At 54.7% G+C, this 16,888-nt stretch carries 16 protein-coding genes; 8 read left to right on the forward strand and 8 right to left on the reverse strand.

What is annotated here, in order from left to right; genetic code table 11:
* Nucleotides 1-31: 31 nt before the first annotated feature.
* The 6 genes from dnaE to N1689_RS14325 all read left to right on the forward strand — a co-directional run bounded on the left by dnaE (nucleotide 32) and on the right by N1689_RS14325 (nucleotide 8,936).
* Nucleotides 32-3,514, forward strand: coding sequence for a DNA polymerase III subunit alpha (gene dnaE, locus N1689_RS14300; protein WP_161735500.1), 3,483 nt, complete (start codon nucleotides 32-34; stop codon nucleotides 3,512-3,514).
* 12 nt (nucleotides 3,515-3,526) lie between these two features.
* On the forward strand, nucleotides 3,527-4,483 hold the full coding sequence (accA, locus tag N1689_RS14305) for an acetyl-CoA carboxylase carboxyl transferase subunit alpha (RefSeq protein WP_013356851.1): 957 nt from the start codon (nucleotides 3,527-3,529) through the stop codon (nucleotides 4,481-4,483).
* 169 nt (nucleotides 4,484-4,652) lie between these two features.
* Complete coding sequence (locus N1689_RS14310; RefSeq protein WP_161735502.1) at nucleotides 4,653-6,803, forward strand: lysine decarboxylase LdcC; 2,151 nt, start codon at nucleotides 4,653-4,655, stop codon at nucleotides 6,801-6,803.
* A gap of 64 nt (nucleotides 6,804-6,867) precedes the next feature.
* On the forward strand, nucleotides 6,868-7,257 hold the full coding sequence (locus tag N1689_RS14315) for a VOC family protein (RefSeq protein ID WP_161735504.1): 390 nt from the start codon (nucleotides 6,868-6,870) through the stop codon (nucleotides 7,255-7,257).
* 52 nt (nucleotides 7,258-7,309) lie between these two features.
* The gene (gene tilS, locus N1689_RS14320) at nucleotides 7,310-8,689 is read left to right on the forward strand and encodes a tRNA lysidine(34) synthetase TilS (protein WP_260059232.1); all 1,380 of its coding nucleotides are present in this window, start codon (nucleotides 7,310-7,312) and stop codon (nucleotides 8,687-8,689) included.
* Nucleotides 8,628-8,936 (forward strand): cytochrome c, encoded by a 309-nt coding sequence (locus N1689_RS14325; protein WP_161735506.1) that lies wholly within the window; start codon nucleotides 8,628-8,630, stop codon nucleotides 8,934-8,936. Before tilS ends, N1689_RS14325 begins: the two co-directional genes overlap by 62 nt.
* A 40-nt stretch (nucleotides 8,937-8,976) precedes the next feature.
* Here N1689_RS14325 and rof read toward each other — a convergent pair whose 3' ends face one another.
* Both rof and N1689_RS14335 read right to left on the reverse strand, forming a co-directional pair.
* Nucleotides 8,977-9,237, reverse strand: a complete 261-nt coding sequence (rof, locus tag N1689_RS14330) for a Rho-binding antiterminator (RefSeq protein ID WP_150010675.1) — start codon at nucleotides 9,235-9,237, stop codon at nucleotides 8,977-8,979.
* Nucleotides 9,224-9,424 carry a YaeP family protein gene (locus N1689_RS14335; protein ID WP_003852623.1) on the reverse strand — a complete coding sequence of 67 codons (201 nt, stop codon included), beginning with the start codon at nucleotides 9,422-9,424 and terminating at the stop codon, nucleotides 9,224-9,226. Before N1689_RS14335 ends, rof begins: the two co-directional genes overlap by 14 nt.
* 217 nt (nucleotides 9,425-9,641) lie before the next feature.
* On the opposite strand from N1689_RS14335, the gene arfB reads away from it, so the two are divergent.
* Complete coding sequence (gene arfB / locus N1689_RS14340; protein WP_003852622.1) at nucleotides 9,642-10,052, forward strand: alternative ribosome rescue aminoacyl-tRNA hydrolase ArfB; 411 nt, start codon at nucleotides 9,642-9,644, stop codon at nucleotides 10,050-10,052.
* A gap of 204 nt (nucleotides 10,053-10,256) precedes the next feature.
* On the opposite strand, the gene proS is transcribed toward arfB, so the two are convergent.
* The 6 genes from proS to metN form a co-directional block, all read right to left on the reverse strand.
* Nucleotides 10,257-11,975, reverse strand: a complete 1,719-nt coding sequence (gene proS / locus N1689_RS14345) for a proline--tRNA ligase (RefSeq protein WP_161735508.1) — start codon at nucleotides 11,973-11,975, stop codon at nucleotides 10,257-10,259.
* A gap of 89 nt (nucleotides 11,976-12,064) precedes the next feature.
* Nucleotides 12,065-12,769, reverse strand: coding sequence for a tRNA (N6-threonylcarbamoyladenosine(37)-N6)-methyltransferase TrmO (gene tsaA, locus N1689_RS14350; protein WP_161735510.1), 705 nt, complete (start codon nucleotides 12,767-12,769; stop codon nucleotides 12,065-12,067).
* The gene (gene rcsF, locus N1689_RS14355) at nucleotides 12,766-13,164 is read right to left on the reverse strand and encodes an Rcs stress response system protein RcsF (RefSeq protein WP_013356860.1); all 399 of its coding nucleotides are present in this window, start codon (nucleotides 13,162-13,164) and stop codon (nucleotides 12,766-12,768) included. The genes tsaA and rcsF overlap by 4 nt, the downstream gene beginning before the upstream one ends.
* Nucleotides 13,165-13,292: 128 nt before the next feature.
* Complete coding sequence (locus N1689_RS14360; RefSeq protein ID WP_161735512.1) at nucleotides 13,293-14,108, reverse strand: MetQ/NlpA family lipoprotein; 816 nt, start codon at nucleotides 14,106-14,108, stop codon at nucleotides 13,293-13,295.
* Between the two features lie 34 nt (nucleotides 14,109-14,142).
* Entirely contained in the window at nucleotides 14,143-14,796 is a 654-nt protein-coding gene (locus N1689_RS14365; RefSeq protein ID WP_031375299.1) for a methionine ABC transporter permease MetI, read from the reverse strand.
* Nucleotides 14,789-15,820, reverse strand: coding sequence for a methionine ABC transporter ATP-binding protein MetN (gene metN / locus N1689_RS14370; RefSeq protein ID WP_150010669.1), 1,032 nt, complete (start codon nucleotides 15,818-15,820; stop codon nucleotides 14,789-14,791). The genes N1689_RS14365 and metN overlap by 8 nt, the downstream gene beginning before the upstream one ends.
* A gap of 189 nt (nucleotides 15,821-16,009) precedes the next feature.
* On the opposite strand from metN, the gene gmhB reads away from it, so the two are divergent.
* Nucleotides 16,010-16,570, forward strand: a complete 561-nt coding sequence (gene gmhB / locus N1689_RS14375; RefSeq protein ID WP_260059237.1) for a D-glycero-beta-D-manno-heptose 1,7-bisphosphate 7-phosphatase — start codon at nucleotides 16,010-16,012, stop codon at nucleotides 16,568-16,570.
* The last annotated feature ends 318 nt before the right edge of the window (nucleotides 16,571-16,888 follow it).

Here is a 16,888-nt window from a genome sequence, read left to right on the forward strand (position 1 = left end):
TAGCCTGACGCTGTTTTAACCGGAAACTGATATGGCTGAACCCCGTTTTATACATCTGCGTGTCCACAGTGACTATTCGATGGTTGATGGCCTGGCGAAAACCGGGCCATTGATCAAGAAGGCAGCTGCCCTTGGCATGCCTGCTATCGCAATTACCGACTTCACTAACCTTTGTGGTCTGGTGAAATTTTACGGTGGCGCACACAGCGCAGGGATAAAGCCGGTCATTGGTGCCGATTTCAACGTTGCCAGCGAGTTGATGGGGGATGAGCTGACCCAACTTACCGTGCTGGCTTCAAGTAATACCGGCTATCAGAATCTGACGCTGCTGATCTCCCGCGCCTATCAGCGTGGTTATGGCGTGGATGGACCGATCATCGATCGCGACTGGCTGATTGAGTTGCAGGAAGGGTTAATCCTGCTGTCGGGCGGACGGCGTGGCGATGTGGGCCGCAGCCTGCTGCGTGGCAATAACGCCCTGGTGTCGCAGTGTCTGTCGTTTTACCAGCAGCATTTCCCCGATCGCTACTATCTGGAGCTGATCCGCACCGGTCGTCAGGACGAAGAGAGCTATCTGCATGCCGCCGTTGAGCTGGCCATTGCCGAGGGCATCCCGGTCGTCGCCACCAATGAAGTCTGCTTTATCAACGCAGAAGATTTCGACGCGCACGAAATTCGCGTTGCGATTCACGACGGCTATACGCTGGATGATCCCAAGCGTCCGCGCAACTACAGTCCTCAGCAATATATGCGCAGCGAAGAAGAGATGTGCGAGCTGTTCTCGGACATCCCGGAAGCGCTGGAAAACAGCGTAGAGATTGCTAAGCGTTGTAACGTCACGGTCCGGCTCGGCGAGTACTTCCTGCCGCAGTTCCCGACCGGCGACATGACCACTGAAGATTATCTGGTGGTGAAATCCCGTGAGGGACTGGAAGAGCGTCTGGTGTTCCTGTTCCCGGACGAGGCTGAGCGCGCGGAAAAACGCCCGGAATATGATGAGCGTCTGGAAATTGAACTCAACGTTATCAACCAGATGGGATTCCCGGGCTACTTCCTGATCGTAATGGAGTTCATCCAGTGGTCCAAGGATAACGGCGTGCCGGTCGGACCGGGGCGTGGTTCGGGTGCGGGTTCGCTGGTGGCCTATGCGTTGAAAATCACCGATATCGATCCGCTGGAATTTGACCTGCTGTTCGAACGCTTCCTGAACCCTGAACGTGTCTCAATGCCCGACTTCGACGTCGACTTCTGCATGGAGAAGCGCGATCAGGTGATCGAACATGTCGCCGATATGTACGGACGTGAAGCGGTTTCACAGATCATTACCTTCGGCACCATGGCAGCGAAAGCGGTTATCCGCGATGTGGGCCGCGTGCTGGGTCATCCTTACGGCTTCGTTGACCGTATTTCAAAACTGATCCCGCCCGATCCCGGCATGACGCTGGAAAAAGCGTTTATTGCTGAACCACAACTTCCTGCGATGTATGACGCAGATGAAGAGGTGAAAGCGCTCATCGACATGGCGCGCAAGCTGGAAGGGGTGACGCGTAACGCCGGTAAGCATGCGGGTGGCGTGGTCATTGCGCCAACGAAGATCACCGATTTTGCGCCGCTCTATTGCGATGAGCACGGCCAGTTCCCGGTCACCCAGTTCGATAAAAATGATGTGGAATATGCCGGACTGGTGAAGTTCGACTTCCTGGGGCTGCGTACGCTGACCATCATCGACTGGGCGCTGAAGATGATCAACCCGCGCCGGGAAAAAGAGGGACTGGAGCCGATCGATATCGCCGCGATCCCGCTGGATGATAAGAAAAGCTTCGATATGCTGCAGCGCTCGGAAACCACCGCAGTGTTCCAGCTTGAATCGCGCGGCATGAAAGATCTGATTAAGCGTCTTAAGCCCGACTGCTTCGAAGATATGATCGCACTGGTGGCGCTGTTCCGTCCTGGTCCTCTGCAGTCCGGCATGGTAGACAACTTCATTGACCGTAAGCATGGCCGGGAAGCGATCTCCTATCCCGACATCCAGTGGCAGCATGAAAGCCTGAAGCCAGTACTGGAGCCAACGTACGGCATCATCCTCTATCAGGAACAGGTGATGCAGATCGCCCAGGTCCTGTCCGGTTACACCCTGGGCGGTGCAGATATGCTGCGTCGCGCCATGGGTAAAAAGAAACCTGAGGAGATGGCTAAACAGCGTTCAGTCTTCCGCGACGGTGCCGAAAGCATGGGCATCGACGGCGAACTGTCGATGAAGATCTTCGATCTGGTGGAAAAATTTGCAGGGTATGGCTTTAACAAGTCACACTCTGCGGCCTACGCACTGGTCTCCTATCAGACGCTGTGGCTGAAAGCGCACTATCCGGCTGAGTTTATGGCGGCGGTTATGACCGCCGATATGGATAACACCGAGAAAGTAGTCGGCCTGGTCGATGAGTGCTGGCGGATGGGGTTGAAAGTCCTGCCGCCCGATATTAACTCCGGTCTCTATCCGTTCCATGTTAACGAAGCGGGCGAGATCGTGTACGGCATAGGCGCGATCAAAGGCGTGGGCGAAGGTCCGATCGAAGCGATCATCGACGCCCGTAACGAAGGCGGCTATTTCCGCGAGCTGTTTGATCTCTGCGCCCGTACCGATACCAAAAAGATCAACCGTCGGGTGATGGAGAAACTGATTATGTCCGGGGCCTTTGATCGCCTCGGACCGCATCGCGCGGCGCTGATGAGTGCACTCAGCGACGCGCTGAAAGCGGCCGATCAACACGCGAAAGCGGAAGCGATTGGTCAGGCAGATATGTTTGGCGTACTGGCAGAAGAGCCGGAGCAGGTTGAGAAATCGTACGCCAGCGTCACACCCTGGCCTGAGCAGGTGCAGCTGGATGGTGAACGGGAAACGCTGGGCTTGTACCTGACCGGCCACCCGATTAATCAGTATCTGAAAGAAATTGAGCGTTACGTTGGCGGGGTGCGGCTGAAAGATATGCATCCTACCGATCGGGGTAAAATTACCGTGGCGGCCGGTCTGGTGATCGCCGCGCGGGTAATGGTGACCAAACGCGGCAACCGAATTGGTATCTGTACTCTGGACGATCGCTCCGGTCGTCTTGAGGTGATGTTATTTACCGATGCGTTAGATAAATACCAGCAGTTGCTGGAGAAAGACCGAATCCTGATCGTCAGCGGACAGGTCAGCTTTGATGACTTCAGTGGTGGGCTTAAAATGACCGCGCGTGAAGTCATGGACATCGACGAAGCTCGCGAAAAATACGCGCGCGGACTTGCTATCTCGCTGACGGACAGGCAAATTGATGACCAGCTATTAAACCGACTCCGTCAGTCCCTGGAACCCCATCGATCAGGGACTATTCCGGTGCATCTCTACTATCAGAGAGCCGACGCGCGAGCGAAGCTGCGCTTTGGTGCAGCGTGGCGAATTTCGCCCAGCGATCGTTTACTTAACGATCTGCGCTCGTTGATTGGATCGGAGCAGGTGGAACTGGAGTTTGACTAGAACAGGAACATTATGAGTCTTAATTACCTGGATTTTGAACAGCCAATTGCAGAACTGGAAGCGAAGATTGATTCGCTGACCTCGATTGGTCGTCAGGATGATAAACACGTTAATCTGGATGAAGAAGTTCAGCGTCTGCGTGAGAAAAGCGTTGAGCTGACCCGTAAAATCTTCGCCGATTTGGGCGCATGGCAAATTGCCCAACTGGCACGCCATCCTTTACGTCCTTACACCTTTGACTACGTTCGCAACGCCTTCGACGATTTCGATGAGCTGGCGGGCGACCGTGCTTATGCGGACGACAAAGCGATTGTCGGCGGGATTGCGCGTCTTGATGGACGTCCGGTGATGATCATCGGGCACCAGAAAGGCCGTGAAACCAAAGAGAAGATTCGCCGTAACTTCGGCATGCCCGCACCGGAAGGCTACCGCAAAGCGCTGCGCCTGATGGAGATGGCTGAACGTTTCAAAATGCCAATCATCACCTTCATCGACACACCGGGTGCTTATCCGGGCGTGGGCGCGGAAGAGCGTGGGCAGTCTGAAGCGATTGCCCGCAACCTGCGTGAAATGTCTGGTCTGAAAGTACCCGTGATCTGTACGGTCATCGGTGAAGGCGGTTCAGGTGGCGCGCTGGCAATTGGCGTGGGCGATAAAGTGAATATGCTGCAGTACAGCACTTATTCAGTGATCTCGCCGGAAGGCTGTGCTTCCATTCTGTGGAAAAGCGCTGACAAAGCACCGCTTGCCGCCGAAGCGATGGGCATTACTGCACACCGTCTGAAAGAGCTGAAGCTGATTGACTCCGTCATCCCTGAACCGCTGGGTGGCGCGCATCGTCGTCCGGTGGATATGGCGCAGTCACTCAAGCAGCAGCTGCTGGCTGACCTGGCCGACCTCGATGGATTAACCACCGAGGAGCTGCTGGATCGTCGTTATCAGCGTCTGATGAGCTATGGCTACGCCTGATTTTAGCCCATCAATAAAAGCGGACTTCGGTCCGCTTTTTTTATGCCGCCAGTTCAGCCCCCGCACGCGGTCTGACGCCTTTCAGCCTCATCTGATCGTCCCCTTGCTACACCTTCCCTGAGTTAGCGGTTATGCTTGTCCGGTTCCACAACAATCAGGGAGAGGGGCATTGAATATTCTGGCGATCATGGGCGCGCACGGCGTGTTTTATAAAGATGAACCGTTACGCGAACTCGACGCGGCGTTAAATCTGCAAGGCTTCCAGCTGCTTTACCCGAAAAACAGTGATGATCTGCTGAAGCTGATTGAACACAATCCGCGTATCAGCGGCGTCATCTTCGACTGGGATGCACACAACAGTCCTGAACTGTGTGGTGAGATTAATCAGCTCAACGAATACCTGCCGCTGTACGCCTTTATTAATACCCACTCACAGATGGACATCAGCATCAATGAGATGCGCATGCCGCTGCACTTTTTTGAATATGCGCTGAATGCCGCCGACGATATCGCGCTGCATATCCGGCAGTATACCGATGACTATCTCGACCACATTACGCCGCCGCTGACCAAAGCATTGTTCACCTATGTGAAAGAGGGCAAGTACACCTTCTGCACACCGGGCCATATGGCGGGCACCGCATTTCAGAAGAGCCCGGTAGGCTGCCTGTTCTACGATTTCTTCGGGGCCAATACGCTGAAGTCGGACATCTCCATTTCAGTGACCGAGCTGGGTTCGCTGCTGGATCACACCGGCCCGCACCTTGAAGCGGAAGAGTACATCGCACGCACGTTTGGCGCCGAGCAGAGTTATATGGTGACCAATGGCACCTCAACGTCGAACAAAATTGTCGGCATGTATGCGGCCCCGGCGGGCAGCACCGTATTGATCGATCGCAACTGCCACAAGTCTCTGACTCATCTGCTGATGATGAGCGATCTGGTCCCGATCTGGCTGAAGCCGACCCGCAATGCGCTGGGGATTCTCGGCGGTATCCCGAAGCACGAGTTCACCCGTGAGAGCATTACGCAGAAGGTCGCGACCACCGATCGCGCTACCTGGCCGGTGCATGCGGTGATCACCAACTCCACTTACGATGGGCTGCTCTACAATACCCAGTTCATTAAAGAGACGCTGGATGTGCCGTCAATTCATTTCGATTCAGCCTGGGTGCCTTACACCAATTTCCATCCGATTTATGCCGGTAAAAGCGGCATGAGTGGCGATCGTATTCCGGGCAAGGTGATATACGAGACGCAATCGACCCACAAACTGCTGGCGGCGTTCTCGCAGGCCTCCATGATTCACATTAAAGGCGACTACGACGAACAGACGTTTAACGAAGCCTACATGATGCACACGACCACCTCGCCCAATTACGCTATTGTCTCCTCAATTGAAACTGCCGCCGCCATGCTGCGCGGTAACCCCGGTAAGCGGTTAATCAATCGCTCGGTGGAACGCGCGCTGCACTTCCGTCGGGAAATCCAGCGCCTGCGCGAAGAGTCTGACAGCTGGTTCTTCGATATCTGGCAGCCGGAACAGATTGATGAAGCGCAATGCTGGGCGATCCAGCCCGGCGACGAAGAGTGGCACGGATTTACGCAGGCCGATCGTGACCACATGTACCTCGATCCGATCAAGGTCACCATTCTGACGCCAGGTATGAGCGAGCTGGGTGAGATGGCGGAAGAGGGGATCCCGGCCGCGCTGGTAGCGAAGTTTCTCGATGAGCGCGGCATTGTAGTGGAGAAGACCGGCCCCTATAACCTGCTGTTCCTGTTCAGTATCGGCATCGACAAAACCAAAGCGATGAGCGTGCTGCGCGGTCTGACCGAGTTTAAACGCGCCTACGATCTCAATCTGCGGGTGAAAAATATGCTGCCGGATCTCTACGCTGAAGATCCCGACTTTTATCGAAATATGCGTATCCAGACGCTGGCGCAGGGGATCCATCAGCTGATCCGCCATCACGATCTGCCGCGTCTGATGCTGCAGGCATTTGATGTGCTGCCCGAAATGAAGATGACGCCGCATCAGGCGTTTCAGCAGCAGGTGAAGGGCAATATCGAAACGGTGGATCTCAGTGAACTGGTCGGGCGGGTGTCGGCCAACATGATTCTGCCTTATCCGCCAGGCGTTCCACTGGTGATGCCGGGCGAGATGATTACGGAGAAGAGCCGTGCTGTGCTCGACTTCCTGCTAATGCTGTGCAGCATTGGCCGGCATTATCCGGGCTTCGAAACCGATATTCACGGTGCCAGCCTGACGGAAGAGGGCGAGTACCGCGTTCGCGTGCTAAAAAACGATCCCGCGTAAACCCTTAAACCACTCACAGCGGCAGGCGGTCTGCGGGCAGCCTGCCTGAATCAGGACATTCACTATGTTGCAGTTAACCGCTATTCACCACATCGCCATCATCGCGTCCGACTATCAGCGCAGCAAAGCGTTCTATTGTGACGTGCTGGGCTTTCGCCTGATGGGCGAAGTTTACCGCGAGGCGCGCGACTCCTGGAAAGGCGACCTGGCCTTACAGGATCGCTATACCATTGAGCTGTTCTCTTTCCCTGAGCCGCCGGCGCGGGTCAGTCATCCCGAAGCATGTGGCCTGCGCCACCTGGCCTTTACCGTGCCGGATGTGGTCGCTGCTGTCGCCACGCTGGCCGATAAAGGTGTTATCTGCGAGCCGATTCGCATTGATGAACTGACCGGTAAACAGTGTACGTTCTTTACGGATCCGGATGGTTTGCCGCTGGAGCTTTATCAGGCGTAAAATAGCGCGTTCAGCGGGCGACATTCAGTGGCCCGATTTTTCGGATGCCGCTATGTCTTTGCCCGCTTTTGACGCCCTGTTGCAACCTGATGCCGCGCTGGTAGTCGCATTCAGCGGCGGACTCGATTCAACGGTGCTGCTGCATCAGCTTCGCGGCTGGCAGCAGCAGCATCCTCAGTCGCGCCTGCGGGCGTTGCATGTGCATCACGGTCTTAGCCCGAATGCCGATGCATGGGCCGCCCATTGCCAGACGATATGCGAACAGTTGCAGCTGACATGTGACGTGCTGCGCGTGACGGTGGATGACAGGGAAACCGGGATTGAAGCAGCCGCCCGCACCGCCCGTTATCAGGCGCTGAGCGCCGCGCTCAAGCCGGGCGAGATATTACTTACCGCGCAGCACCTCGACGATCAGTGTGAAACCTTTCTGCTGGCGCTGAAGCGCGGCAGTGGTCCTGCCGGGCTGGCTGCGATGCCATCATCGCGCATGCTGGGTTCCCATCAGCTGGTGCGTCCGCTGCTGAATCAGTCGCGAAAGTCGCTGGAAGCTTACGCCGACGTACATCAGCTGGTGTGGATAGATGATGAAAGCAATCAGGATCTTCGCTACGATCGTAACTTCTTACGCCAGCGGCTGCTGCCTGAGCTTTATCAGCGCTGGCCCCATTTTGCCGAGGCAACGGCCCGAAGTGCGGCATTGTGCAGTGAACAGGAGCAGTTGCTGGATGAACTGCTCGCCGGGCAACTGGCCGAGCTGATCCAGCCTGACGGCAGCCTTTATTTTCCACCTTTAATGAACATGAGCGCGCTGCGTGCTAACGCGTTATTGCGCCGCTGGATCGCCGGACAGGGTGGGGCGATGCCATCCCGTGATGCGCTGAAGCGTATTTGCGATGAAGTGATGGCAAGCCGGGAAGATGCACAGCCCCGGCTACGCTTCGGTCAGGCTGAATTGCGTCGGTACCGTCAGCAACTCTACTGGCTGCCGTTATTCCCGTCACTGCGAGACACTGAGCTGGCATGGCCCGATATTCGCCAGCCGCTGGATTTACCACAGAATCTCGGCACGCTGCGAGCCAGCCAGTCACAAAGCCTGTTACGCTATCCTCAGCCGGATGAGCAGATCAGCGTGCGGTTCCATGCGCAGGGTCACGTTCATGTGGTGGGTCGCAATGGCGGAAGAGAAATGAAAAAGCTTTGGCAGGAGTTACAGATACCGCCGTGGCAGCGAGAACGGCTGCCGTTAATTTTTTACAACCAGGCGCTGGTCTGTCTACCGAATCTCTTTGTCACCCATGCTGGCGCGGCCAGTGATCAGCAGGGCTGGCAGATAGTCTGGGACATGACACCTGCGCAGGAGAGCAATAACAATGAAGCAATGGCTTATCGCCTGTTTAGTGGCCGCCGTGTTACCGGCATGGGCGGCGGGTGATGCGCACCGCGGCGCAGAAAAAGCGGCCAGTTGCATGGCGTGTCATGGCGCAGCGGGCAAAGCGGCGGTGCCGCTCTACCCAAACCTGGCCGGACAACACGCCCCTTATCTGGAGCATGCGCTGCAGGCCTACAAAAAGGGTGAGCGCAGCGGGGGTCAGGCTGAGGTCATGAAGGCGTTTGTGGCGGGATTAAGCGATAGCGATATGGCGGATCTGGCGGCGTACTACAGTTCGTTACAGCCCTGATGTTTAAACGGGCGGGAAGGTCCCGCCCGGAATGCGTGGATTACTCTGCGCTGACCACGACCGTACCCAGTTCGGGATGGGTAAAGCTGGCGATATGATCGAGACGTAATTCGCGATGCTCACCGGAAAGATCGATAGCCAGATATTCCACATTCTTGCGTGAAAAGATCTCTTTAGCCTTTGCCTTGAGCTGCTCGCCATCTTTCATTTCCAGCGACAGCATCCAGTGGTTCTGGCAGGCGAGCTCCAGATTATCGTAATCATCGCAATTGATAGGTTGGTACGCTTCATTTATCAACATAGTCGCTCACCAATAAGTTAGCAGCGGCGTAAGCCGCCTGTTCCCTGACAGAAGAGTTTAGCTCAGTATTTGCGGCAATATCATTAAGTGCCTTTAATGCGCAGCCAATCGCATCCGGTATGTAACCTAAATCCCCGCTGCCGATTTCGGCATATTTCCGGCGAACTAACTCACAATAATTTTGCACGTGGCCCTCCTCAGCAGAGCGTAAATACTCTGGTTAACTGGCGACTATATCATAGCCATTTGGAGGAAATCAGCCTGTGTAAAGCAGGATCAGTGCGCGAATCACTGCTAAAGTGACAGATTCCGCTGTCTCAGGCGGACTGAATCAGAGCACAAAAGGTTAAATTGATGAACAGGTTATCGGAGGTCAACGTGATTAAGGTATGGGGAGAGCGCTAATGATTATGCTATCCCGTTCGGTTGAGATTCCGGAGAGTGAGATCGAGCTGACGGCGATTCGTGCCCAGGGTGCAGGCGGACAACATGTCAACAAAGCCAGCACCGCCATTCATCTGCGTTTCGATATTGCGGCCTCTTCACTGCCTGCGTTTTATAAAGAGCGACTGCTCACCGCCAGCCATCATCTGATTACCGGTGATGGCGTCGTGGTGATTAAGGCGCAGGAGTATCGTAGTCAGGAGATGAATCGTGAAGCGGCGCTGCAACGTCTGGTCAATCTGATCCAGGAGCTGAGCACCGTCGAAAAAGCCCGGCGCGCCACGCGCCCGACACGCGCCTCGAAAGAACGTCGTCTGGAAGGAAAAGCGCGACGCAGTTCGACTAAATCGATGCGCGGCAAGGTGCAATAAAAAACGCCCCGCAGGCGGGGCGTTTGAGTACTTATAACTTCAGGGGCGAGCCTTGAAGAGATTCCGAGCTTTCTCAGTGAACCGGGTCAGACCGGAAAGTCGCTAAAGCCATCCATGGCCGCTTTCCTCTTCTGACCCGGTTCCTTTCACGTTGAACTCATCAGTTGCGGCCAGATTCAGCCCGCTTTGACTAACGCTAAGAACTTACTTATTCAGAGCCTTCAGCAGGAAATCAACGATTTCATCCTGCTTAATCATTTGCTTCTCACCGGCACGACGTGATTTATATTCAATCTCCTGATTGTCGAGATTGCGGTCGCCGATGACGATGGTGTGCGGCACACCGATCAGTTCCATATCTGCGAACATCACGCCCGGACGCTCTTTACGGTCATCCAGAATAACCTCAACGCCCCTGGCTCGCAGGGTGGCATACAGCTCTTCCGCCAGCTCTTTAACGCGGAACGATTTCTGCATATTCATCGGCAGAATTGCCACTTCGAACGGTGCCAGTGCGGCTGGCCAGATGATGCCGCGATCGTCATGGTTCTGCTCAATGGCTGCGGCAACCACGCGAGTGATGCCGATGCCATAGCAGCCCATGCTCATCACCTGATTACGGCCATCTTCACCCTGAACGGAGGCTTTCAGCGCGTCAGAATACTTGGTGCCGAGCTGGAAGATGTGACCCACTTCGATGCCGCGTTTGATCTGCAGCGTACCTTTGCCATCCGGGCTTAAATCGCCTTCGACCACGTTACGGATATCTGCAACGCTGGCCAGCGGCAGATCGCGCTCCCAGTTAATGCCGAAGTAGTGTTTACCATCGACGTTGGCACCGGCGCTGAAGTCGCTCATCTTCGCCACGGTACGGTCAGCAATGATCGGCATCTGCAGACCAACCGGGCCGATTGAACCCGGTCCGGCACCTACTGCGGCGCGAATCTCTTCTTCGGTCGCGAACACCAGCGGTGACGCAACGATCTCTGACTTCTCCGCTTTGATCTCATTAAGCTGATGATCGCCGCGTACCAGCAGGGCAACCAGCGCGTGGCCGCTCTCTTCGGCACCTTTAACAATCAGCGTTTTCACTGTTTTTTCAACAGGCACACTGAATTGCTCAACCAGCTCCACGATGGTTTTTGCGTCTGGCGTCTCAACCAGCTGCATCTCCTGCGATGGCGCGGCACGTTCACCCGCGGGGGCAACGGCTTCGGCCAGCTCAATGTTGGCGGCGTAATCAGAATCGGTAGAGAAGATCACATCATCTTCACCGCTCTGCGCCAGTACCTGGAACTCATGTGATGCGCTGCCGCCGATAGAGCCAGTGTCGGCCTGCACGGCACGGAAATCCAGGCCCATACGGCTGAAAATCTGGCTATAAGCGCGGTACATCGCGTCATAGGTTTCCTGCAGCGATTCCTGCGACGTATGGAATGAGTAAGCATCTTTCATGATGAACTCGCGTGAACGCATCACGCCAAAGCGCGGACGGACTTCATCACGGAATTTGGTCTGAATCTGATAGAGGTTGAGTGGCAGTTGCTTATAAGAGCTCAGCTCATTGCGGATCAGGTCAGTGACCACCTCTTCATGCGTCGGACCCAGCACGAACGGACGTTCGTGGCGATCGGCAATACGTAACAGTTCCGGGCCATACTCCTCCCAGCGACCGCTCTCCTGCCACAGGTCGGCGGGCTGCACAACCGGCATTAAAATCTCAACCGCGCCCGCGTTGTTCATCTCTTCACGCACGATGTTTTCGACTTTCTTCAGCACGCGAACCCCGGTCGGTAACCAGGTGTACAAGCCAGAAGCCAGTTTGCGGATCATACCGGCGCGCAGCATCAGCTGGTGGCTGATCACTTCAGCGTCGGAAGGCGTCTCTTTCTGAGTAGAGAGCAGATATTGAGTAGTACGCATTGATTACGGTTCCAGTTGATCGGAAAGTCACAGACAGAATTTTGCTGGCGGCTAGTGTACCAGTGAGATCACCGGCTCAAAAGCGGGTTTTAACGCGGGTCGATCGCGATTACTTCAGTACCGGCATCATCAATGCGCCAGCGTACATTAAAATCCATCAGCCAGGCCGCATATTCCCGCGCCTGCGTTTCGCTCTGTCGGTAAGCGGGACGAGGATCCTGTGCCAGCACTTCGCTGATAAAACGTGCCAGATTGGGGTAGCGCGACTGCTGCTGAAGCTGCTGCTGGGCCAAAGCGGAGAAGCGAACCGGCATATCAGCGGCAGGTGCCGCCTGAGCAAAACCTGCCTGTGCATGAGGCAGCGCTTCGGCAAAGGGCAGATAAGGTTTGATATCGACCACCGGCGTGCCATCGACCAGATCCAGACTGCCAAGCTGCAGGATCACCTGCTGTTTTTCAATCCTGATACCTTTTAGCTCAACCAGCGACATGCCAATGGGATTGGGACGGAACGTTGAACGTGTCGCAAATACACCCATGCGCGCATTGCCGCCCAGTCGGGGAGGGCGAACCGTAGGACGCCAGCCGCCGGCCATCGTCTGATGGAAGACAAACAGCAACCAGAGATGGCTGAACGCTTCCAGCCCACGCACCGCTTCCGGCTGATTGTAAGGTGGCTGCAGGTGCAGTTCGCCGCCGCCATCCTGCACCAGCCCTGGCTGGCGCGGCACGGCAAACTTCTCCTTCCACGGTGAGCGGATTACCCCAATTTGCGCAAAGGCGAATTCACTCATTGATTGCTGACTTTCAGCGCTGAACCCTGGCAGACGGCCTGACGATAGCAGCCCGGCGTGCCGGTGACGATTTCACACTGATGCAGCAGCACCGCATTGGCTTTCATCTGTGATGCTTTAATCTGCAGACGTTTTCGTGCTGTGGCGATGTTGGCCGGGGAGTTCTGATTACTGATCTGGCAATCTTCAGCGGAGACTTCACCCAGATCGCGGAACGGTTTACTGACCAGATCGGCGGCATCGGTATAGAGCTTAACCGGCGCCGGTCGTACCACAGGTTTGCGGGTCGGTTGGCTGGATTGCTGCGGCCGGGACGGTGCGCTGCTTATCGGGTGATACTCATGAACACACCCTGTCAGCATCAATGCTAACAAGCAGAGCGGTAAAAAACGCATGGCAACATCCTCAGGTTTCAAAAAGTGGCGTTATTGAAACAAGGACAAGAATAAATAACAAGTCGGGCAGGGCACCCAATAACAGAAAGGGCGGCATAGCGCCGCCCTTAAAGAGATGAACAGCTGAATTACCAGCCTTTAACCGCGCCGCCATTAAAGACTTTGTTAGCTTCTGCGTAAACTTCGTCAGACTGGTAAGCCTTGACGAATTTCTTCACGTTTTCCGCATCTTTATTATCTTCGCGCGCGACAATCAGGTTCACGTAAGGTGAGTCTTTATCTTCGACGAAAATGCCATCTTTGGCTGGTGTCAGGCCAATCTGGCTGGCGTAAGTGGTGTTGATAACCGCGAGCGCGATCTGCTGATCGTCCAGTGAGCGTGGCAGCTGCGGCGCTTCCAGCTCAACAATTTTCAGATGCTTAGGATTCTCAGTGATATCCAGCGAGGTTGGCAGCAAGCCCACGCCATCTTTCAGTTTAATCAGCCCCACTTTCTGCAGCAGCAGCAGTGTACGGCCCAGGTTCGTCGGGTCATTCGGAATGGCAACCTGCGCGCCATCCTGCAGCTCATCCAGTGACTTGATCTTCTTCGAATAGCCTGCAATCGGGTAGACGAAGGAGTTACCTACGGAAACCAGCTTGTAACCACGATCTTTGATCTGCTGATCCAGATACGGTTTGTGCTGGAAAGCATTGACGTCGATATCGCCTTTGCTCAGCGCTTCATTCGGCAGCACGTAGTCGTTAAATGTGACCAGCTCAACATCCAGACCATACTTATCTTTAGCCACTTTCTGTGCGGCTTCAGCAACCTGCTGCTCAGCACCAACAATGACGCCCACTTTGATGTGGTTAGCGTCTTTCTCTTTTTGATCGCATCCTGCCAGCGCAATCGCGCCAATCAGTGCACCCACAGCGGCAATTTTTTTGAATCTGAAAGACATATCCTTTCCTTCTTAATAATGTGAGATTGCTGGCTTACTTATGGGACACTGCACGCACGATGCGGTCGCCACAGAATTGAATGAGATACACCAAAACCACTAACAACACCAATACCGTATTCATCACCGTGGCGTTGTATCCGATATAACCATACTGATAACCGATCTGACCCAGACCACCGGCACCCACTGCGCCACCCATGGCGGAGTAACCGACCAGCGTAATCAGGGTAATGGTTGCCGCATTCACCAGGCCTGGCATCGCTTCCGGCAACAGGACCTTACGGATGATCTGCATTGGCGTTGCACCCATGGCACGCGAGGCTTCGATCAGGCCGGTAGGCAGTTCCAGCAAGGCGTTTTCAACCATACGCGCAATAAACGGTGCAGCGCCGACGGTCAGCGGAACGATAGCTGCCTGCAGTCCAATGGAGGTGCCGACGATAACGCGGGTAAAAGGAATCATCCAGACCAGTAAGATAATGAAAGGTATGGAGCGGAAGATATTCACCAGCGCGGAGAGCACGCGGTACAGCCCCTGATTCTGCAGAATCTGGCCCGGACGGGTGACATAAAGTAAAACGCCGACCGGCAGGCCCAGTACAAAACCGAAAAAGCCAGAGACGAAGGTCATCATCAGCGTTTCCCATACGCCTCGTCCCAGCAACCACATCATCGCTTCAGACATAACCTAACACCTCTACTTTCACATGATTCTCTTTCAGCCAGGCTATCGCCTCGCGCGTATCGCTCTCTGCGCCATGCATTTCGGCCAGCATAATGCCGAACTTCACACCACCGGCGTAATCCATCTGGGCACTGATAATGTTGTTATTCACGTTGTAACGGCGGGCCGCTTCGGAAAGCAGTGGCGCATCAACCGATTTACCGGTGAATTCCAGCCGCAGCAGCGGCACGGTGCCTTCAGTGGCAGTGGCTGAAAGACGCTGCTGGTAATCATCCGGGATATCCAGATGCAGGGTAGACTGAATAAACTGCTGCGCCAGAGGCGTCTTAGGGTGTGAGAACACCTCACTGACGCTGTCTTTCTCGATTAACTCACCGTGACTGATGACCGCAACCTGATCGCAGATGCGTTTCACCACATCCATCTCATGAGTGATCAGGAGAATCGTCAGCCCAAGGCGGCGGTTGATATCTTTCAGCAACTCCAGAATAGAGCGGGTTGTAGCGGGATCCAGTGCGCTGGTGGCTTCATCACACAGCAGAACCTTGGGATTACTGGCCAGCGCACGGGCAATCGCGACACGCTGCTTCTGACCGCCTGAGAGATTTGCAGGCCAGGCATCATGCTTATCAGACAATCCCACCAGTTCCAGCAGCTCAGTGACACGAGCGTTGATCTGGGCGCGGGAGAGATTACCGAGTTCCAGTGGCAGAGAAACGTTGCCCGCAACGGTGCGTGAGTTCATCAGGTTAAAGTGCTGGAATATCATGCCAATCTGGCGGCGCGCCTGGGTTAACTGACGTTCATTAAGTGCAGTCAGATCGGCTCCGTCAACCAGTACGCGACCCGAAGTAGGCCGCTCCAGCAGATTCACGCAACGAATCAATGTACTTTTACCGGCACCGGAAGCGCCGATAACGCCATAAATCTGTCCGGCAGGCACGTGCAGACTGACATCCGTTAATGCCGGAATAGTCCGCGAGCCCTGCTGAAACACTTTAGTAATATTTTCTAGTTTAATCATTATGTTATTAATTATCGTGTTGCGTTGTCCGTGGTGTGGGAAGCCTCGTCACTTTTAGTCGCTATAAAAGCTGGATGGATGTTAAGGCATCCAGACGTCTAAATCAATGGAAGTGATTCAATCTGACATTCTCCCTTTTATAGCAATCATGCGATACTGATCGGCAATTTTTACAGCAGGAGTTTCTACGTGGCGAATAAAGTCCCCGCTATTTTTCTTGATCGTGATGGCACCCTTAATGTCGATAGTGGCTATGTCCATGAGATTGATGACTTCCAGTTTATTGACGGCACAATTGAAGCGCTGCAAAAACTGAAGGCAATGGGATATGCGCTGGTGGTCGTGACCAATCAGTCTGGCATAGCGCGCGGTATGTTTACCGAAGATACCTTTATGCGTCTGACAGAGTGGATGGACTGGTCGCTGGCCGATCGCGACGTCGATCTTGATGGCATTTATTTCTGTCCTCACCATCCTGAAGCAAAAGTAGAAGAATTCCGTCAGGAATGTGATTGCCGTAAGCCACAGCCAGGCATGCTGCTGACTGCACAGGAAGAGCTGCATATTGATATGGCTGCTTCTTATATGGTGGGTGACAAGCTGGAAGATATGCTGGCAGGAAAGGCTGCGGGCGTTGGCACCAAAGTGCTGGTGCGTAGTGGTAAACCCGTCACGGCCGAAGGCGAAGCTGCAGCAGACTGGGTGATTAATAGCCTGGCAGAGCTGCCAGCACGCATTAAACAGGGCTAAAACGGCGCTTTTGTGCAAATTTCAGACGAACAGCAAAAAAGTCTCAATTTGCACTTGCGCTATCTGAGCCGTTCCCTATAATGCGCCTCCACTGACACGGCAAACCGGCAACGGGATGACGGGTTAAGAGGCACAGGAGACTGCGCCGCCGGAGAAAAACTTCTGAAATAGAGGTTGACTCTGCAGGAGGAAAGCGTAATATACGCCACCTCGCGACAGGACGCTAACGCACTGTTCGCACTGCTCTTTAACAATTTATCAGACAATCTGTGTGGGCACTCGCAGGATTGATATCAGCGTCTTTGGACGCACAAAAAT

It is taken from the genome of Pantoea sp. XY16 (genome assembly GCF_025153065.1).
Classification (GTDB): domain Bacteria; phylum Pseudomonadota; class Gammaproteobacteria; order Enterobacterales; family Enterobacteriaceae; genus Pantoea; species Pantoea alfalfae.